At 43.1% G+C, this 20,334-nt stretch carries 18 protein-coding genes; 12 read left to right on the top strand and 6 right to left on the bottom strand.

Annotation, left to right across the window (positions count from 1 at the left end; genetic code table 11):
* Positions 1-59: 59 nt before the first annotated feature.
* On the bottom strand, positions 60-1,430 hold the full coding sequence (locus tag INP83_RS01485) for an OmpA family protein (protein WP_146273289.1): 1,371 nt from the start codon (positions 1,428-1,430) through the stop codon (positions 60-62).
* 148 nt (positions 1,431-1,578) lie between these two features.
* Here INP83_RS01485 and INP83_RS01480 point away from each other — a divergent pair, with 148 nt between their 5' ends.
* The gene (locus INP83_RS01480) at positions 1,579-2,871 is read left to right on the top strand and encodes an aminopeptidase P family protein (protein ID WP_219126038.1); all 1,293 of its coding nucleotides are present in this window, start codon (positions 1,579-1,581) and stop codon (positions 2,869-2,871) included.
* Between the two features lie 40 nt (positions 2,872-2,911).
* On the opposite strand, the gene meaB is transcribed toward INP83_RS01480, so the two are convergent.
* Positions 2,912-3,805, bottom strand: coding sequence for a methylmalonyl Co-A mutase-associated GTPase MeaB (gene meaB / locus INP83_RS01475; protein WP_219126037.1), 894 nt, complete (start codon positions 3,803-3,805; stop codon positions 2,912-2,914).
* Between the two features lie 96 nt (positions 3,806-3,901).
* Here meaB and INP83_RS01470 point away from each other — a divergent pair, with 96 nt between their 5' ends.
* Entirely contained in the window at positions 3,902-4,792 is an 891-nt protein-coding gene (locus tag INP83_RS01470; RefSeq protein ID WP_219126036.1) for a glycosyltransferase family 2 protein, read from the top strand.
* 10 nt (positions 4,793-4,802) lie between these two features.
* On the top strand, positions 4,803-5,594 hold the full coding sequence (locus INP83_RS01465; RefSeq protein ID WP_146273285.1) for a glycosyltransferase family 2 protein: 792 nt from the start codon (positions 4,803-4,805) through the stop codon (positions 5,592-5,594).
* On the opposite strand, the gene INP83_RS01460 is transcribed toward INP83_RS01465, so the two are convergent.
* Positions 5,579-6,691, bottom strand: coding sequence for a glycosyltransferase family A protein (locus tag INP83_RS01460; protein ID WP_219126035.1), 1,113 nt, complete (start codon positions 6,689-6,691; stop codon positions 5,579-5,581). The genes INP83_RS01465 and INP83_RS01460 overlap by 16 nt on opposite strands.
* Before the next feature lie 69 nt (positions 6,692-6,760).
* Here INP83_RS01460 and INP83_RS01455 point away from each other — a divergent pair, with 69 nt between their 5' ends.
* The 5 genes from INP83_RS01455 to INP83_RS01435 are packed head-to-tail and all read left to right on the top strand — an operon-like array spanning position 6,761 to position 12,057.
* Entirely contained in the window at positions 6,761-7,480 is a 720-nt protein-coding gene (locus tag INP83_RS01455) for a glycosyltransferase family 2 protein (RefSeq protein ID WP_219126034.1), read from the top strand.
* Positions 7,481-7,486: 6 nt separating this feature from the next.
* Positions 7,487-8,626, top strand: coding sequence for a glycosyltransferase family 9 protein (locus INP83_RS01450; RefSeq protein WP_219126033.1), 1,140 nt, complete (start codon positions 7,487-7,489; stop codon positions 8,624-8,626).
* 47 nt (positions 8,627-8,673) lie between these two features.
* Complete coding sequence (locus INP83_RS01445) at positions 8,674-10,497, top strand: ABC transporter ATP-binding protein (RefSeq protein WP_219126032.1); 1,824 nt, start codon at positions 8,674-8,676, stop codon at positions 10,495-10,497.
* Between the two features lie 3 nt (positions 10,498-10,500).
* Positions 10,501-11,097, top strand: a complete 597-nt coding sequence (locus INP83_RS01440) for a hypothetical protein (protein ID WP_219126031.1) — start codon at positions 10,501-10,503, stop codon at positions 11,095-11,097.
* Between the two features lie 15 nt (positions 11,098-11,112).
* Entirely contained in the window at positions 11,113-12,057 is a 945-nt protein-coding gene (locus INP83_RS01435) for a nucleotide-diphospho-sugar transferase (protein WP_255563228.1), read from the top strand.
* 42 nt (positions 12,058-12,099) lie between these two features.
* On the opposite strand, the gene INP83_RS01430 is transcribed toward INP83_RS01435, so the two are convergent.
* Complete coding sequence (locus INP83_RS01430) at positions 12,100-12,786, bottom strand: porin family protein (RefSeq protein ID WP_219126030.1); 687 nt, start codon at positions 12,784-12,786, stop codon at positions 12,100-12,102.
* A 173-nt stretch (positions 12,787-12,959) separates the two neighbouring features.
* On the opposite strand from INP83_RS01430, the gene INP83_RS01425 reads away from it, so the two are divergent.
* Positions 12,960-14,672, top strand: a complete 1,713-nt coding sequence (locus tag INP83_RS01425; RefSeq protein ID WP_219126029.1) for a glycoside hydrolase family 3 protein — start codon at positions 12,960-12,962, stop codon at positions 14,670-14,672.
* A gap of 9 nt (positions 14,673-14,681) precedes the next feature.
* On the opposite strand, the gene INP83_RS01420 is transcribed toward INP83_RS01425, so the two are convergent.
* Positions 14,682-16,262 carry a S41 family peptidase gene (locus tag INP83_RS01420; RefSeq protein WP_219126028.1) on the bottom strand — a complete coding sequence of 527 codons (1,581 nt, stop codon included), beginning with the start codon at positions 16,260-16,262 and terminating at the stop codon, positions 14,682-14,684.
* A gap of 211 nt (positions 16,263-16,473) precedes the next feature.
* Here INP83_RS01420 and murQ point away from each other — a divergent pair, with 211 nt between their 5' ends.
* The 3 genes from murQ (at position 16,474) to INP83_RS01405 (ending at position 18,706) form a co-directional block, all read left to right on the top strand.
* Positions 16,474-17,283, top strand: a complete 810-nt coding sequence (gene murQ / locus INP83_RS01415) for an N-acetylmuramic acid 6-phosphate etherase (RefSeq protein ID WP_219126027.1) — start codon at positions 16,474-16,476, stop codon at positions 17,281-17,283.
* Between the two features lie 53 nt (positions 17,284-17,336).
* Complete coding sequence (locus tag INP83_RS01410) at positions 17,337-17,903, top strand: hypothetical protein (protein WP_146273274.1); 567 nt, start codon at positions 17,337-17,339, stop codon at positions 17,901-17,903.
* 65 nt (positions 17,904-17,968) lie between these two features.
* A complete protein-coding gene (locus tag INP83_RS01405) occupies positions 17,969-18,706 on the top strand; it encodes a Bax inhibitor-1/YccA family protein (protein WP_146273273.1) in 738 nt (245 codons plus the stop codon).
* Positions 18,707-18,772: 66 nt separating this feature from the next.
* Here INP83_RS01405 and rlmD read toward each other — a convergent pair whose 3' ends face one another.
* On the bottom strand, positions 18,773-20,200 hold the full coding sequence (rlmD, locus tag INP83_RS01400) for a 23S rRNA (uracil(1939)-C(5))-methyltransferase RlmD (RefSeq protein ID WP_219126026.1): 1,428 nt from the start codon (positions 20,198-20,200) through the stop codon (positions 18,773-18,775).
* Positions 20,201-20,334 lie beyond the last annotated feature (134 nt).

Genomic DNA, 20,334 nt, shown 5'->3' with positions numbered 1-20,334 from the left:
TAAAAAAAGAAAGCCCCCCGAGTTATTCGGGGGGCTTCTTAAAGATTATTTAATCGAAATTATCTTTGTTTGAAAGCAACACGACGGTTAGCGATACGGCCTTCTTCAGTTGAGTTATCAGCGATTGGGTTAGTTTCACCAAAAGCTTTAACTTTCAATTTAGAAGCAGATACACCAGAGTTAACTAAGTAAGTTTTTACAGAGTTAGCACGGTCGCGAGATAAAGTCATGTTGTGAGCTGCAGTACCTTCAGATGAAGCGTAACCTTGGATCTCAACAGTTTTACCAGATGAACGTAGGTCAGCTGAAGTAGCATCTAATGCTGGGTAAGCTGAAGTACGTAATACTGAGCTATCGAATTCGAACTGGATGTTAGAGTAAGCTACACCAGCAGTTGCAGCAGTTGAATCTGCTTTAGGGAATACGATAACACAACCAGAACCGTCAACAACGCTACCAGCAGGAGTGTTAGGGCATTTGTCAAATTGATCAGATACACCGTCACCGTCAGAATCTTTCTTAAGATCGTTAACAGCGTTTTCAACGTTAGTTACACGGCCTTTAAGAGCTTCAACTTCTTGACGAAGAGCTGCATCGTAAAGTTCGTCATACATCATAGCAACTGGGTTAACCCACTCTAAGCTTGGTTTTGAGCTTGAGCCAAGGGTGAACTCTAAACCACCGTAACCGTAAGAGTAGTGGTCTTTTTTGTTGTTACCAGTTGTACGGCCGTCAAAGTTACCACCATCAATAAAGTTTTGAGTGTAACCTAAGTTTAAAGCAACTGCTTCGCTTAAGCGGAACTTAACACCAGCACCTACCGGGATAACGTATTCTTTAACCCACTCGCCAGTACCAGCGTTTGCCTGGCCACCATCTTTGAAGTTAAAAGTTTGACCGTTTGGAAGAACACCAGTTGGGTTGTACATAGCCAAACCAGCACCAGCGTTGATGAAGAAGTTAACAGAGTTTTTACGACGGATGAAGTCGATAGTTGCAACGTTAACAACACCGCTTAAAGTAGCTTGGTAGAAACGGGTTGAGTAGCTACCAGTAGCCGGAGCGTTGTCACCAGCAACTTTACCACCGCGAACGTCTAATTGTAAGCCAAAGTTGTGACCTAATTGATCGCGGAAAGAGATACCGTAACCTAATTGTACTTTGTTGTTACGGTAATCGTTAAGGCTACCACCGGTTGCCATTGTTGGAGAAGTAACACCAGCGTTTAAGCCAATGCTCCAGGTTCTGTACTGACCTCTACCGCCAAATACCTTAGCGTTAGTGGGTGTAGACGACATTGTTGTGTCTGTGCTCATTGTGGTTGTAGTTGTAGTGGTAGCGGTAGAATCCGTTTGCGCACTAACTACACCAGCAACCAGCAGAGAAGCGAATGATAATGCTACTGATTTTCGTAATGTAGAATAATTCATAGTTTTAAGATTAAACGATTTAATTGTGATTTTTGTCAAAATTAGTAATTATGTTTGAAACGGATACCAAATCCTGTTCCAATTTTTACAATATCTATTACAAACTTTCAAATAGTTTGTTTTTCTAAAATTCAATATTTTTTAGTTTATGAAATATCTTCCTGTTGACGAACAGTTATTTACAATTAATAGAAAAAATTTCGTTCAGCGACTAAAATCGAACTCAATAGCTATTTTTCACTCGAATGATGAGTATCCGCGTAATGGCGACCAGACTTTCATTTTTAAACAAAACCCTGATTTTTTTTACCTGACAGGGATAGATCAGGAACAGAGTGTACTTATTTTGTACCCCGATTGTCCTAATCCACTATACAGAGAAGTACTATTTTTAAGACAAACCAGTGAGCATATTGCCGTATGGGAGGGTCATAAGTACACTAAGGAAGAAGCTCGCAAAGCATCAGGCATAAAACAAATATTTTGGCTGCACGAGTATGATACCATATTGCATACGATTATCAACTACGCAGATAATATATATATCAATACAAACGAAAATGACCGTTACGCGCATAGCGTTCCGTACCGCGATCTGCGCATGCTAAAGGATCTTAAAGAGCGTTATCCCTTACATCATTACGAACGTGCTGCGCCGTTACTGCGCGACTTGCGTGTGGTGAAGTCGGAAATAGAGATAGCACTTACCCAAAAAGCTTGTGACATTACCCGTGATGCCTTTATAAGAACATTGAAATTTGTAAAGCCCGGCGTTACAGAATATGAGATAGAAGCTGAGATAACCCATGAATTTTTAAGGCAGCGCGCCACAGGGCATGCTTACAGCCCCATTATAGCATCGGGCAAGAACGCAAACGTGCTGCATTATATAGATAACAACCAGGTTTGCAATGATGGCGACGTGGTTTTATTTGATTGGGCTGCTGAGTATGCTAATTACAATGCAGACATGAGCCGCTCAATACCGGTGAACGGCAGGTTTACCAAACGCCAGCGCGATGTTTATGATGCTGTTTTACGCGTATTTAGGGCGGCCTCAAAAATGATAGTTGCCGGAGCCATACTTACAGAGTACCAGGATGAGGTAGGCCGTATTATGGAAAGTGAGCTTATTGGCCTTAGTTTGCTTAAGAAGCACGAGGTGGAAAAGCAGGACCCTAAAATGCCTTTGTATAAAAAGTATTTTATGCACGGCACCTCGCATCACCTGGGCTTAGATGTTCATGACTTTGCCAGCCGCTATAAGGCATTTGAAGTTGGTAACATCCTTACCTGCGAACCAGGCATTTATATCCCGGAGGAAGGTTTAGGCATACGTTTAGAAAATGACATTTTAATAACTGCTGATGGTAACCGCGACCTGATGGCACACATACCTATTGAAGCAGAGGAGATAGAAGAGTTGATGAATTCGAATTAGAGATTAGTTGACCGGGAATCAATGATCAGGAATTTATTGCTTATTGATTTTCGTAAGCTGATGCAAATTTGTACAAATTAAAGCTATCGCTTTTTAACGCTTCGGCAATTTGTTGCCGGAGCTTTTTTTTGTCGATGCCAGCCATCCGGCGCTGCCGGATAATTTGGTAAACTCTTTCGGTAAGCAGTAGTTCTTTCCTTTTTTTTTGTTGGCGAGGTGTAGCTAACATCAGGTTAACAACGGCAGCAATGCCTTCGTTTTTTGAAGCTACCGTTTTTAATATAGGTATGTTACGGCTACTATCGTGATGTAATATTTTTTTAAGGTTATTGATAAACAGGTCGGCGCCATCCCGGTCGGCCTTGTTGATTATAAAGGCGTCGGCAATTTCCATTAACCCCGATTTGATGTTCTGTATTTCATCCCCGGCCTCGGGTACCAATGTTACAAAAGTTTGGTCGGCCAAACCGGCTATCTCCACTTCAGATTGGCCTACACCAACAGTCTCCACAATAATATGGTCAAACCCTGCAGACCTCAGCACCTCGGTCATCTCTATGGTTTTTGCCGATAATCCACCTAAAGACCCCCTGGTAGCCAATGAGCGTATAAAAACATTGGGATGGTTAAAGTGCGTTGCCATCCGGATCCTATCGCCCAGTAATGAACCAAAGTTAAACGGCGATGTTGGGTCAATAGCAAGGACGGCTATCTTATTGCCTTTCTCCAACAACCCGGATATGATTGCATTAACCAGCGTACTTTTCCCCGCGCCAGGCGGGCCGGTGATGCCGGTAATAGGCGTATGGCTATATGGTAAATTTTTAAGGAGATCATCGTAACCGGTAAGCTCATTCTCAACCACGGTAAGTGCCCGGGCAATTTCGCGGAAGCCCGAAGCTGGGTTGATGTTTATGTTTAGCGGTGCGGGCATGATGATGGTAAATGTAGTAAAAATGCATCACTACGTTAGGAGGGTAAAGGTGCATCACGAGTTAAAGCTTATAAAAAGGTATATCTTTGTCACCAAATGAAAGTTGCCGGTTTTACATTTATTCGCAATGCGGTAAAAAATGATTACCCGATAGTTGAGGCCATCACATCCATCCTCCCTGTATGTGATGAGTTTGTAGTTGCACTGGGAAACAGCGATGATGAAACCGAGCAATTAATAAAAGGCATCAACTCACCCAAAATACGTGTTGTTAAAACCGTTTGGGACGAAGGCTTACGTGAGGGAGGATCAGTATTCGCAAAAGAAACCGATAAAGCATTTGACGCCATATCGCCTGATGCCGACTGGGCGTTTTATATACAAGGCGACGAGTGTGTACATGAGAAATATCTGCCTACTATTAAAAAGGAAATGGAGGATAACCTTGCCGATAGTAATATCGATGGTTTGCTTTTCAAATACCTGCACTTTTATGGCTCTTATGATTACTACGGCCATTCGCGCCGTTGGTACCGCAGGGAAATAAGGATAGTTAGGAATAACAAAGGTATCCGCTCTTATCGGGACGCGCAGGGCTTTAGGTGGGCTGATAACCGCAAAATAAATGTAAAACTTATTGATGCGTATATATACCACTATGGCTGGGTAAAGCCACCGGCCGGGTTAACTAATAAGCTGCGCAACTTTAATCATTTTTATCACGATGATACGTGGATGCAGGAAAATCTCCCCGAAACTTTTGCATTTGACTACAGCCAAAAAAATCCTGACAGGTTAGTACATTTTGAGGGTACGCACCCGGCTGTTATGCAAAAGCGCGTAAACGCCATGAACTGGACATTGGACATAGACCTTGATGCCCTGAGCAATCAAATGACCTTTAGACGTAAAGTGCTGCAAAAAATTGAAGACCTTACCGGCTGGCGGGTAAGTGAGTACAGGAATTATACGTTGATTAAGAAATAGGTTTAAGGATATGAATAGTTTTACAGTTGGTGTTCTTGTTTCAACTTACAACTGGCCGGGTGCACTGGAACTTGTGTTTTTAAGTTTGCTTAAACAAACTGTAATGCCCGATGAGATATTGATTGCCGATGATGGTTCGGGCAAGGAAACGATTGAATTGATAGAACGCTACAAAGAAAAGTTTAAAATACCGGTAAAGCACGCCTGGCATGAGGATAATGGCTTTAGAAAGAGCATTGTGCTAAACAAAGCGGTTAAACTTTCTAATGCTGATTATATCATTGAAATAGATGGCGATATTGTTTTGGACAGGCGATTTATTGCAGACCATATTTCGCAAGCACAAACCGGCTATTTTGTACAAGGCAGCCGCGCAATGATCAATGAGGTAAAAACAAACCAAATGATCAGAGAAAAGGATGTAAATCTCAATTCACTTTCAAGGGGATTATATACACGATTTAACGCTTATCGGGTTCCGGCTTTAGCAAAATTTTACAATAACAAGCCGTTAGACCCCATGAACGTTAAAGGATGTAACCTGGCCTTTTGGCGGCAAGATTATATTAAAGTAAACGGTTACTACAATGATTTTAAAGGTTGGGGTTGGGAGGATTACGAATTTGCAGCGCGGCTTATCAATTTGGGCGTTCACAAAAAAAGGATAAAGATGGTAGCAATATGTTATCATCTGTTTCACAAGCAAACATCAAGGGCTAATTATTATCCAAACGAGGTGATCTATCGCAGAACAGTAGATGAAAAACTGGTTTATTGCGATGATGGTTATGCGCAGGTGTAAAGTGTGATAGCAAAGATTATTACAAATAGTATCAGCTTAATGATCTTCCACCTGTTTAGCCTGTAAGGCTGCGGATTTTGTTTGCGAAAACTGCCGTCTATTCGCTTGCTAAAATCAGTAAAATGAAGGTTTAATAGTACCGAGGTAAGCTTGCCTGCTTCCATTACATTTTTATGCCACATCATTTGCAAAGCCACAACCGGATCTAAGGTTTTACCTACTTTAAAAGCTTTATAATAGTTAGTGAGGTATTCTGCCAATACTTGGGCTATAATTGCTGCCAAAAATATTGCGACAGGTAATTTTAAGAACGCACCTGGTATTGCAGCCAAAGCCAAGAGCAGCAGTGTTTCTGTGGTATTAGTGAAGTCGTAAAAAGTGTACAATTTTAAAGGGTACAATCTTGCCGCTTCGGCGGCACCGGCACCGTACCTGAACATTCGCTTGGTTTGCATTTTACCATTATCCCACCACGGATGGTTTACCACAGCAGAGGGTACAGCAATGTATTTTTGTAAATTATTTTCAAACGCGTTCCTGAAAAGCAACTCCATATCCTCGGTGCTTTTTTTCAACTCAACTAAAAATCCTCTGGATGATAACAGCTTCCTGTTGAGCATAATGTTTGCAGTGGCAGACCAATACATCTCCGGCTCATGTAACGCTAATTGAAAATGCGTAGATACACCATTGATTTCAAGCGCTTTCGTCACAGCATTAATAACCGGCGGGAAATTTGTTACACCAATAAAGCCCAAGGCGTCGTTATTTATTGAAATGGCGTTTGAATAGGCTTCAAGCAGATCGTCTTTAGGTGTAATGTCGTCATCGAGCAACAATATCCAGTCGCCACATCCCGCATCTATGCCTTTGTTCCGGGTAGCAGAAAACCCGAGATTTTGTTGATTGATGATAACATGTACATCGTCCCTTTCGCTCTCTGCAAGCAGTGTTGGCGTTAGTTGAGCATGGGGATTATCAGCTACCAGGTAAAAATTAACTTCGAAACCTGCTGGCTTAATAAGTTTTAAAATAGGTAAAAGATACTGCTCATCCAGCCTGAATGATGGTATAACAACATCAATACTTTTACCCATGTGGCAAAAGTAGCTTATAAAACACAACAATGAAAGGTGCAATTAATCTGTTTATCTTTGCTTCAGCCTATGGAGAAGCGTCCGTTGATAAGTATTATAATGCCGGTATTTAATTCCGAAAAAGTTTTAGAGCAGGCCTTAGTATCAATTAAAAACCAGCAACACAAAGATGTAGAACTGATAATTGTTGATGGCGGGAGTACCGACGGGACATCTTTAATATTTGAGCGATATAAAAGTATAATCACAATATTAATTCAAGAACCCGACAATGGTATATACGATGCCATGAATAAAGGCGTTAAAAGGGCTTCTGGCAAATGGCTGTATTTTATGGGCGCAGACGACAGGCTATTACCGGGTTTCAGTGAAATGGCCAGGCAGCTTACTGATGCTAATACGCTTTATTATGGCGATGCTGAGGCCGAGGGATATATGCTGAAAGGTACTTTTACCAAATACAGGCTGGCTAAATACAGCATCAACCACCAAACCATTTTCTATCCCGCCAAGGTATTCGAAAAGCATACTTACAATCTCCGTTACAAAGTATTTGCAGACTATGCACTCAATCTTATCGTTTGGGGCGATGCTACAATTAGAAAAAAATATATCCCTGTAAAAATTGTTAGATATGATCTTACAGGTTTCTCTGCCTCTAACAAAGACGACTTATTCAAAAAAGAAAAACCTCTTATAATTCGTAAGAGCATGGGTTGGTTGATGTATTTAAGGTTTCTTTACAAACGGAATAAAGAACAACGTAAAACGGATAGCAATTTCTTTTAACTGCCAATGCACATCCAAAATCGCAATTTATTTCGCTTAACTCGTTTTGTTTTATTACAGCTGCCAAAGCTGTTCGCATTCTTTGCACGCTTTCGTAAACCGGCCAAACGGCTGCTCATTATAAAAATAGATGCAATTGGCGATTATATCCTCTTCAGAAATTTTATTGAGCTAACGGCTAAATCTGAAAAATATAAAGGTTACAAGATCGACCTGATAGGTAATCAATTATGGCATGGTGTAACTGCCACGTGGGATGCGCAATTTCTTTATCAAACCTACTTTGTTAAACCCAATTCTTTTTATGAAGCTCCGCTGAAAACGCTTCGTTTTGGCTGGCGATTATTTCTGAATAACTATGATACGGTGTTACAGCCAACTTACACGCGCACCTTTATCACAGACGGTTTTGCAGCCCTGACTGCTGCCAGGGAGATTGTAGGATATATAAGCGATAATGAGGGGATTGCCCCACGATATAAGTCAAAAACTGATAGGTTTTACACCAAAAAAATAGAATTACCTGCTGGTGTTTACTTCGAGTTTCATCGCAATAAATTCTTTTTCGAAATGGTATTAGGGCAGCCATTGCAGATCAAACAGCCATATATTGATATACAAGCTGTTGCAAAAAAAGGGATTGCCATACTGCCCGGTGCCGGCGAATACCGCAGGGGTTGGGAGAGGCAAAAGTTTCTGCAATTAATTGAAAGGCTTATTGCGGTTTCAGATGAACCGGTCTACTTAATTGGAGGCCCCGGCGAAAAGGATGATGGCGATTACCTGCACGCAAATTTGCCTGCTGGTAGTGTGGTTAATCTTATCAACACTACTACCTTGCCACAACTGATAGAAACCATTGCAGCTTGCAGGTTACTTATCTCTAATGAAACAGGGGCTACCCATATCGCGGTAGCTACAAAAACACCTTCGGTTTGTGTCTTGGGTGGTGGGCATTTCGAACGCTTTGCTCCCTATCCTCAAGATATTAACCCTGCACCACTATGCGTTTTTGAAAAAATGCCTTGTTACTACTGTAATTGGGATTGTATCTACAAGCCGCAGAAGCCTGATAATTATCCTTGCATTGCTGCCATAGAAGTAGAAAAGGTATGGCAGGCCGTAAAGCCGTTTTTAGCCCTATAATAGTTATTGGCTAATAACCGTTAACTTTGTATTTATTAATTTTTTGAATGAAGACATATTTCAGGTTGTTATCCTTTGCAAAACCAATTGAAAAATTTGCAATACCTTATATTATAACAACCGTACTTTCTATCATATTCAGTACGCTTAATATTGCGTTGCTGGCGCCGTTACTTACCACGTTATTTGCAGAACACAGCAGCGTTACTAAAGAAGTAAAGGTAGAACCTCACTGGTACGATGTAATGGCAAGCTTTCGCTATTATATCGGCTATGCTATAAATACCTATGGCACATGGGTAGCCTTGCAATTTGTATGCGGTACTATCGTAATTTCAGCGTTATTAGGCAATCTATTTCGATACTTATCGCAACGCACTATGGAGAACCTGCGGGTGCATACGCTGCTTAACCTGCGCCGCACTGTGTTTGATAATGTGATGAATCTTCACCTTGGCTTTTTTAGTAATGAACGCAAGGGGGATATCATCTCCAAGATAGCATCAGATGTACAGGTAGTTCAATATTCTGTTACCGGAACTTTACAGGTAATTTTTAAAGAGCCGTTAACCTTAATTGCCTACCTGATTACGCTGTTTTTAATATCGCCAAGCTTAACTTTATACTCCTTCCTCGTTATCCCTATTTCGGCGTTTGTGATATCAAAAATAGTAAAACGGCTTAAAGCCCAGGCTATTGCCTCGCAGCAAACCTATGGTAACATGATCAGTTACCTGGATGAAGCGCTATCAGGTATTAAGATAGTAAAGGCATTTAACGCAACCGGCTTTATCAAAAACAGGTTCGATCAGGAGAATAAGAAATATTCGCGCATCACACAATCCATGGCTCGCAGGCAGCAATTGGCTTCGCCGGTGTCAGAGTTTTTTGGGGTTACCATGGTGGCTTGTATCGTTTTGTACGGCGGTCATCTGGTGCTGAATAAATCATCTGCCTTAACACCTCCCGAGTTTGTAACTTTCATAGCACTGTTCTCGCAGGTTATGCGCCCGGCTAAAGCTATTTCAGATTCTTTTAGCAATATCCACTCGGGTATTGCAGCGGGCGAACGTGTGCTGAGCTTGATTGATGAGAAACCTGCCATCAATGATGCTCCGGATGCTGTTGAACTTAAAAACTTTAACGATGCTATCAGATTTGAGGATGTGAGCTTTGCCTACCAGGACAAAACAGTACTAAAAAATATAAACCTTAACATACCCAAAGGTAAAACCGTGGCTTTAGTTGGTCCGTCAGGTGGTGGTAAATCAACCATGATGGATCTTATCCCGCGTTTTATGGATCCCAAATCTGGCAAAATAACGGTTGATGATAAAGACATAAAACAAGTTACTGCTACATCGCTAAGGAGCCTGATGGGCATTGTAAACCAGGAATCTATCCTTTTTAACGATACCATATTCAATAATATAGCTTTTGGTAAAACCGGGGTGACCAAACAAGAGGTAGAAGCTGCAGCCCGCATTGCCAATGCCCACAATTTTATCAGCGAAACAGAAAATGGTTACGAAACCAACGTGGGCGACAGGGGTACAAAACTATCGGGCGGGCAACGGCAGCGTATCTGTATTGCCAGGGCAGTACTGAATAATCCGCCATTGATGTTATTGGACGAAGCTACATCGGCCCTGGATACCGAATCTGAAAAGCTTGTACAGGATGCCCTTAATAATTTAATGAAAAACCGTACATCGTTAGTAATAGCACACCGTTTAAGCACCATCCAAAACGCCGATATTATTGCAGTATTAGAAAGCGGCCAGGTTGTTGAGCAGGGCACCCACCAACAACTAATGGGTAACAACGGCCTGTACCGTAAACTAATAGATATGCAAACCTTTGGCGAATAAAGTATGGTGCATGTTATTATAACAACGGCCAATATTGCCGATGCGTACGATAAGCGGCGCGGGCAGTATATAGAATCTATTGAGAGATGCCTTTCTTATCGCCATTATTTTGATTCGTATACGGTGCTGGAATGTGTTTCAGATCATGAAGATTACCTGGACAACTATAATACCTACTATAGCGAACTTGGTAACCCTTATCATGATAAGGGCCATAATGAAGTGAGCCATCTTAAAGCTTTCTTACAACAGTCGGGACTGCCGGATAACATTTCTATCATTAAAATATCAGGGAAATACTTATTGACAGACAGCTACTTTTTTGACAGGGTTATTGAATTTCAGGCAGACTATGATAGTATGTTTAAGAATGATAACGATGTTTACGTTGGCAACGGATACCATACCTTTTTATATTACGCTAAAAAAGGATTGCTGCTGGATGTAATTGAGAGCATTGATCTTAACGACGCTAATAACCGCCCCATCGAATGGGATTTTAAAGAGTTTTTGATGGTTCGCGATAATCACATCGAGATAGATCGCTTAGGGATTATGGCTCACCAGGGCGCTAATTCTGAAAAAATATTTTACGCATAAAAACTACATCTGCATATGTACCAAACCAGATCGGCAGTATTATTCATTGTCTTTAACCGGCCTGACACAACAGCCCGGGTATTTGAATGTATTGCGGAAGCGAAGCCGGCCAGATTGTACATAGCAGCAGATGGCCCTCGCGCTGATAAAGAAAGAGAGCGTGAGTTATGTGATGACACCCGAGCAATAGCGCAAAACGTCAATTGGCCCTGCGAAGTGAAAACGCTTTACCGTGATCATAACCTTGGTTGTAAAGAAGCGGTATCATCTGCCATTACGTGGTTTTTTGAACAGGAGGAGGAAGGCATTATACTGGAGGATGACTGCCTACCCAATAACGATTTTTTCAGATTTACGGACGAAATGCTGGAGCGATATCGTTTTGACGAACGCGTTAGGCACATAGGCGGTGCTAATTTACAATTTGGTAAAAAATGGGGAGATGCCAGTTATTATTTCTCCAACATGACCCATGTATGGGGTTGGGCAGGGTGGCGCCGGGTTTGGAAGCATTACGATAAAGAGCTAAGCAGGTACGAGCCCGAAGAGGTAAGATCTCAGTTTGAGAATATTTTTGAGGATACATTTATTGTTGATACCTGGGTTGACATTTTTAAGCAGGTAAAGGCGGGTAAAATAGATACCTGGGATTACCAGTTAGGTATCATGAATTTTTTCAATAATAGCCTTTCGGTGATACCTAATGTGAATCTAATAACCAACATCGGCTTCGGTGTTAGCTCAACACATACGCACAACGCTGAAGATAGAAACGCCAACGTACCTGCGCTCCCATTGGGCGATATCGTCCATCCTAAATACATGGTACCTCAGAAAAAAGCTGATGAGGCTACGCTGATCTATGATTTTAACGTACTGGCGCGAAGAAGAAGGTATAATAAACCCAAGCGCCGTTTTAAACGCTGGGTTAAAAACTTATTTAAAAAACAAGCGCCCTGATTTATCTTCAGGGCGCTTTGTTCTTATATAACGGATTGGCAATTAATTAAACTTAAACCCTAAGCCGAGTTGAAATACCTGGTTCCTGTAATCAGGCAGTAATGAAACACCATCGGTGCGGTTACGGCTAAGGTCAATATTGTAACGGCCGCGTAGTTCTAAATTGCGGTTAAGATCAACACTTATACCTATTACACCGGCAACATAACTCTTATCGCCGCGGTTGTCATACTCATTTTCTACCACGCGGTTAAAGCCATCATCATAAATGTTTTTGGTTGATGTTTGGAAGGTTAACTGCGGGCCAATCAAAAAGTTAAAGCCCGGCACTACCTTAAACTTTGCCAATAAAGGGATATCGATGTAGTTGGTGCGCTGTTTAAAGTTGCCATCTGTAGTTTCTGCCTGGTAACCTTTTTGCGAAAACAACAGCTCCGGCGCAAAGGCAAATGAGTAAGAAATAGGGATGTTAGATGTTAAACCCACGTGCCAGCCCGCTATGGTGCTTGTGCTAAAATCGGCATTGTAAGAGTCTACCGTATTTGAGAAGTTGGCACCCACTGCCACACCAATTGATGGGCGCATGTAATCGTTGTAAACCTGGCGGCGCTCGTAGCGCTGTGGTGGCGGCATACGCCTAACAACGCGGCGGCGTGGTTGCGGGTAGTACTGGGCACTTACTTCGCCGGCCATAAAAAGGCATAGTGCAATAAATAGTAGTTTTTTCATGGTTGCATATCTAAAGTTGATAACCTAACGGCTAAATGCCGGTGGGCAGCATATTGTTAATAATATCCTATAGAACGCAAAAGCAACAAAAGGTTTATTTGTTGATGGTTTTATATTTTGTATTGTTTAAAACCATTTAACCTTAATTGGTTTTAAACTACATTTGAACTGTAATGAAACCGAAACACATCTCAGCCTTCGTTTTTTCGCTTTTAATATCGGGCACGGCCTTTGCGCAGCGGCAGGGTTTTATCGAAACCATCACCAGCCAAAACAAATGGGTTGATTCGGTTTATAAAAAAATGAGCCGCAGAGAGCGTATCGGGCAGCTTTTTTATGTGCGTGCGCATACTAATAAGGGCCACGTCTATGAAGATTCGGTAGGCAAAGTGATACAGGACGAGCATATCGGCGGCTTGGTGTTTTTCCAGGGCGGGCCGGTAAGGCACGCCAACCTCATCAACAATTATCAAAAGCTATCTAAAGTGCCCTTGCTTGTGGCTATGGATGGCGAGTGGGGCTTGGGCATGCGGTTAGATTCGGCCGTTTCATATCCCTACCAAATGACCTTAGGCGCCATACAGGATAACAACCTCATTTATAAAATGGGGCAGATGGTTGCCTATGATTTTAAACGATTGGGCCTGCATATCAACTTTGCGCCCGATATGGATATCAACAACAATCCAAATAATCCGGTTATCAATTACCGCTCTTTTGGAGATAATAAATACAATGTGGCGCAAAAGGGAATCTTTTACGCCAAAGGCATGCAGGATGCAGGTGTTATTGTATTTGCCAAGCACTTCCCGGGCCATGGCGACACCAACGTCGATTCGCATTTTGATCTGCCGCAATTGCCATTCAGCCGCAGCCGTTTAGATTCGTTGGAAGAATATCCGTTCAAACAGGCCATAGCTGCTGGGATCAGTGGTGTAATGATAGCACACCTTAATATCCCGGCACTGGACAGTACTAAAAATCTGCCATCAACCTTATCGAGGCCGATAGTAACCGGGCTGCTTAAGGATTCGTTAGGCTTTAAAGGCATTGTTGCCTCTGATGCCATGGAGATGAAAGGCGTTACCAAGTACTTCCCAAAAGGAGAGGCGGACTTAAGGGCATTTTTGGCCGGTAATGATCTGATTGAGCTGTCTGAAAACTCGCAGTTATCTGCCAAACTTATTCTTAAAGCTATCCGCAAGGGCAAGATCAGCAAGGAAGAATTTGAGGCTAAAATAAAAAAGTTGCTGGCCGCAAAATATTGGGCCGGGCTTGATAAATATAAGCCAACATCACCTTATGGAATCATAGGCGATATTAACCGGCCTGCAGCCGCAGAGTTGATACAGCAATTGTGCGATGCTGCTATAACGGTTGTAAAAGGCGATGCGGCGACTTTAAGGCAGAACCCTTTGCGCAAAACAGCGATCATCAGCATTGGAGTTGACAGGCCAACGGTTTTTGAGACCGAGCTATCTAAGTGGTACCCTAACAGTATGATATACCTGGTAGGCAAAAACACCCCTATCGCACAGATACGCCAGGTACTGGCCTCCCTTAAAAAGTTCGACCAAACTTTTGTGAGCATACATGATACGCGTACCCGCCCGCAAAGTAAGCTGGATTACAGCAGCGATGTTAAATTGTTGATCGCGGAGCTCGCAGCCAGGCCTAATGTGGTTACCAGCGTATTTGCCAACCCTTACACCATTGCGGGCTTACCGGGTATTGAAAAAAGTGCAGGCCTACTTGTAGGTTATCAAAAGGATGATGCGATGCAACGGTCTGCGATAAAAGTAATTACAGGTGTGTTGAAGCCTACGGGCAAATTACCGGTAACCATTAACACGTTTTTTACAACCGGGATGGGAATGAGGTTTTAGGAACCTCTGTTATTGCTTAGCCGCAACTTTAAAAGTTTCATCGATACCGTTTACCACTCTAAAGTAGGCGTTGTTGCCCCACTTCAAACGGGCTGCCGTAGCTTTCAAAAGGTTTTTAACGGTAACCTTTGATATTAAAAGTTCCCGCGCGTCCATTTTTGGGATGGTTTGGTATGCGTATAAAATAAAATCTGTTAGCTCGGTGTCGCTAATGTTGTATTGTTTGATAAAATTATCCGCAGTGGCATATTTAGCCAGTCTGGGCTGCATCTTATCAATCACATAGGCGCTAAATAGCAGGTGATCGCTAAGGTCGCTTACCAACTGGTTGCTCTGGATGGTATCTGCCGGTATAAAAATGTCAGGCATAATGCCTCCGCGACTAAATACCTTCCGGCCTTTAAGCGTGTGGAATGCCGAGCTGCCGATAAAAGCGCTATCACTTAAATTACTTCCTGCGTTTAACAATTCACCTTTGCGTATGCGGTTCGCTAATTCGTCATGATAACTGGCTATGCCATTCTTGTAAGATTTTTGGATAGACCTGCCCGATGGTGTGTAATATCTTGCCACCGTAAGGTTGATGGCACTTCCATCACCAAACGGATACTGTTGCTGCACTAAACCCTTTCCGAATGAACGGCGGCCAACAATTGTACCCCTGTCCAGGTCCTGCATCGCTCCGGCCAATATTTCGCTTGCCGATGCCGAATACTCATCGATCATAACCGTAAGCTTGCCATTTTGATAACTGCCTGAATCCGTTGCAAAATAATCTGTGCGCGGTTCATGCACGCCTTTAGTGTAAACGATCAGTTTTCCTTTTGGTAAAAATTCATCAGCCAGGGCAGTTGCAGTGTTCAGGTATCCGCCGCCGTTACCTCTAAGGTCTAACACCAGTTTCTCCATGCCATCAACCTTTAAGTTGGTAAGCGCCTTTCTGAAATCAGTGTCTGTAGATGTGCCAAACTTGCTGATCTTGATGTAACCAACGCCATCGGTAACGTAAGCGGCATCAATACTGCTTACGGTAACCCTATCGCGCTTCACCTTAAAATCTTTTAGCTTGGCATTGTTATCGCGTTGGATGTTAAGCGTGATGAAAGTGTCCTTTTCGCCACGAAATAATTTGCTGATGCGTGATGTTTTAAGCTTGGTCCCTGCAAAAGGTGCGTTATCTACCTTAATAACCTTATCGCCAACCATTATACCGGCCTTTGCAGACGGCCCGCCTGCGGTAACCTGTGTAACCACCAATGTATCGCGCAATAGCTGGTATTCCAGACCGATGCCGGTGAAACCTCCTTCCAGCTTTTCGTTGATATTACGGGCTTGCTGTACAGGCAGGTACAGCGAATGCGGGTCGAGGTTTTGCAGCAGGTCGTTAATGGTAACGCCCTCCATGCTATCGATGTTAACAGAATCTACGTATTGGTTCTGCACCAGATCGAGCACGCGGTTTATCTTGTTGGTACCGCTTAAACCCATCCTGCGGCCGCCAAGGTTGCCATCGCTTAAAAAAATGCCTATTAAAGCGCCGATAGTTAAAAGTAGGATGGTCCGGAAGATGATACCCGCAGTGTGCTTCATTGAAATTTTAACACGCAAATCTAATAATTAGCCGTCATCAGCAATAATTTATCTGCGCTTCTTTCCTTTAATGTTTTTTAATCAATTTTGTGGTGAAATTGTTGGCATAAAAGCCTCACCTAAATCCTCTCTAAAGGAGAGGACTTGGAACGAGCTCTTAAGAACCCTCTCCTTTGGAGAGGGCAGGTTGAGGCCCTCATAAAACATTACAATGGAAATAAGTACCGAGAAAGACTCCAGATATAACGGCTTGGAAAACATGTCTGCAGGCGAGTTGCTGCGCAATATCAATAACGAGGACAAGACCGTTCCGCTTGCTGTGGAAAAAGCATTACCGCAGATAGAAAAGCTGGTTGACATTGTTGCCGACCGTATGCAAAATGGTGGACGCTTATTTTATATCGGTGCCGGTACCAGCGGCCGCTTAGGTGTAGTGGATGCATCAGAATGCCCGCCCACCTTTGGCGTTCCGTTTGATTGGGTGGTTGGCATTATTGCAGGCGGCGATACCGCCATACGCAAAGCTGTAGAGTTTGCCGAGGATGACAGGGAACAAGCCTGGAAAGATCTGCAGGCATTTGACATTAACGAAGGCGATGTTGTGGTAGGCATTGCGGCATCGGGTACTACGCCTTATGTGATAGGCGGTTTGCAGGCAGCCAATGCCAACGGACTTGCAACCGGTTGTATTGTTTGCAATGCGGGTAGCCCGGTAGCAGCGGAGGCTCAGTTCCCGGTTGAGGTGGTAACAGGCCCGGAGTTTGTTACCGGCAGCACGCGTATGAAAGCGGGCACAGCTCAAAAACTTGTTTTGAACATGTTAAGCACCAGTGTGATGATCAAACTGGGCCGCATAAAGGGTAATAAAATGGTGGATATGCAGTTATCAAATAACAAACTGGTTCATCGTGGTATCCGCATGGTAATGGCCGAAACCGGCCTGCCCGAAGGAGAGGCAGCGGAACTATTGAAACAATACGGCAGCGTACGCAAAGCGGTTGATGCGCACAGCCACAAGTAAAATTTGATAGCTAAGCTTTTTGAATTTTTACTTTTTACTTTTGAATATTAACAATGCACGATATAGAACCATATTACCGCTGGCGCGACGATTATATTGCCGCCGAGGACGAGAATTCACCGTTTTACAATACTGAATACAGCGAATTTGAGTTTGATAAGCAGGTGTATAATTATTTGCTGCACCCGCAATGGGACTCGTTTGGGTCGAGCACGCTGTACTTGAAGATATTATTTGTTGACTATGACCGCGGATACTGTATAATTGAGTTTATCGGCGAATGGAACGACGCTATTAGCAACGACATTATGCTGATGAAGCGCGAGTTATATGACCTGATGGTAGACCAGGGCATTAACAAGTTTGTGCTGATAGGCGAGAACGTGCTCAACTTTCACTACTCTGATGACAGTTATTATGAAGAGTGGTTTCAGGAAGTGGAAGACGGCTGGATAGCCGGAGTAAACTTTAGGGAGCATGTGATCAATGAATTCAGGGATGCTAACATCGACTACTATATTAATTTTGGCGGCGAACTGGACGATTTTAACTGGCGTTCGTTAAAACCGCTGCAGGTATTTAAAAAGGTTGAAGAACAGTTACAACGGCGTTTGAATTAAACGTTTGGCAACAGTTGCATTCTAATAAAAAATTATACATTAGTACAATTAACATATCATTATAAATGGAAACCAAATCAACCGATTACGTTTACGATAACGTTATCCAGATAGAAGATGCAGACGCATCACGTAAGTTTATTGCAAAGGTTTTTGCCTGGATGTTTGTGGCATTGGGTATCTCTGCTGCATTCGCATTTTTATTTGCCGCTAACCCGCAACTGTCGTCTTTGCTACGCGATAGTGAAACACGCCAGAACACCATTTTTGGTACCGTAGCGATGTTTTTACCGCTTGTTTTCGTGTTTGTTTCAAGCGCTGTTTTTTCGCGCGGTAGTTATTTCGCCCTTGCCCTGGTATTCATCGGGTTCTCAGCAGCTATGGGTATCAGCCTTAGTAACATATTTTATTTTTACCCAATTACCACTATCAGCGGTGTATTTATCACTACATCAGTAGTTTTTGGTGCTATGGCCATCGGTGGATACATAACTCATCAGGACCTGACCAAATTTGGCGGGATAATGATCATGCTGCTTATTGGCATTGTGGTAGCATCTGTGCTTAATTTACTTATTTTCCGCAGCAGCGGGATGGATCTGATCATTAGCTACATCGGCGTTGCGGTGTTTACCGGCCTTACAGCATACGACGTGCAAAAGTTAAAACGCATTGGTGCAAGCGGCGAAGTTGATGGCGCTACCAAAAGCAAAGTGGCCTTAATGGGTGCGCTAACACTTTACCTTGATTTTGTAAACCTGTTCCTGATGCTGCTGCGCATATTTGGCGGCAACAGAAGATAACCAAAAGCATATTTAACAAAAAACGCCGGTGTGATTTTCACAGCGGCGTTTTTTGTTTATCGATACTTAGTTGCTTCTCAACTTAAGCAACACAACGTTTTCTACGTGTTGCGTATGCGGGAACATATCTACAGGTTGTATCTTAACGGTATCGTATTTTTCTTTCAGGATAAGCAGGTCGCGTGCCTGGGTGGCGGCGTTGCAGCTTACGTAAACTATCTTCTCGGCCTCAATCTCCATGAGGCGGGCAACTACGTCGGCGTGCATACCGGCGCGTGGCGGGTCGGTGATGATCACATCTGGCTTGCCGTTTTCCGCTACAAATTCTGGCGTTAGCACGTCCTTCATATCACCGGCGTAGAATTTGGTATTGGTGATGTTATTGATCTGTGAGTTTACCTTGGCATCTTCAATTGCAGATGGCACATACTCTACACCAACCACCTCGCGCACATGGCCTGCCACAAAGTTGGCAATGGTACCTGCACCGGTGTAAAGGTCATAGATCAGTTCATCGCCTTTAAAGCCGGCAAAATCGCGTGTTATTTCATAAAGCTTCAGCGCCTGTACAGAGTTGGTTTGATAGAACGATTTAGGACCTACCCTAAAACGTACCACGTTACCGTTTGCCGTTGGCATTTCCTCGTGGATAAACTCCGGGCCGCGCCATGCCTTTACGTCCTGGTCAAAAATGGTATCGTTCATTTTTGTGTTAACGATATACAGCAGGGAGGTGATCTGAGGGAAGGCTGCATCCACATAGTTCATCAGCAGGTCTATCTCATCCTGGGTAGCATGAGCAAACACAACGATAACCATGATCTCGCCGGTTGATGCCGTGCGGATGATGAGGTTACGCAGCGCGCCGGTATGCTGGCGAACATCATAATAGCTGATACAATTTTCTTTGGCAAAAGCGTTGATGCTGTTGCGCAGATCGTTTGAGGGCTCGGTCTGCAGGTAGCAGTGATTAATGTTCAGGATCTTATCAAAACGGCCGGGAATGTGAAAGCCCAGGGCGTTCATATCCAATTTTTCGTCATCACGGTTCTCGCCATCAAACAACCAGCGTTTGTTTGAGAAGGTAAATTCCAACTTGTTGCGATAGTAGCGGTCTGCGGGTGAGGGAACGATGGGGTCCATGTGGCCAACTTCAATTTTAGCCAAACGGGTAAGCGCATCGCGCACAGCTTTTTGTTTGAACTGCAGTTGCGCTTCGTAAGTCATGTGTTGCCATTTGCAACCGCCGCAAGTACCAAAGTGCTCGCAAAACGCGGGCGTACGGTGCTTAGATGGCGTAATGAGTTTAGTGATCTTTGCCTCGCCGAAGTTCTTTTTACTGCGGTAGACCTCAACATCGGCAACATCACCTGGTACTGCTTTCTCAATAAACAATACCAACTCGTCGGCTTTGCCCACACCTTTGCCTTCTTCGGCAATATCAATAACGCTAACGTTCTCAAAAAACTTTGGCTTCTTTACAGATCTACTCATGAGGCTGCAAAGGTAAGTATTTTAAGATTTTTTGAGCGCGCCTGCTTTTAAATGAAAAAATCAAGCAGCTTTTGCCAGAAACTGTCCACCTGGATATCCATCTCAATATCGAATTGCCTATCTATCAATTCTGA

This window comes from Mucilaginibacter sp. 21P (assembly GCF_019331605.1).
GTDB classification, from domain to species: Bacteria; Bacteroidota; Bacteroidia; order Sphingobacteriales; family Sphingobacteriaceae; genus Mucilaginibacter; species Mucilaginibacter achroorhodeus.
This window is presented reverse-complemented; position numbering and strand designations above follow the sequence as displayed.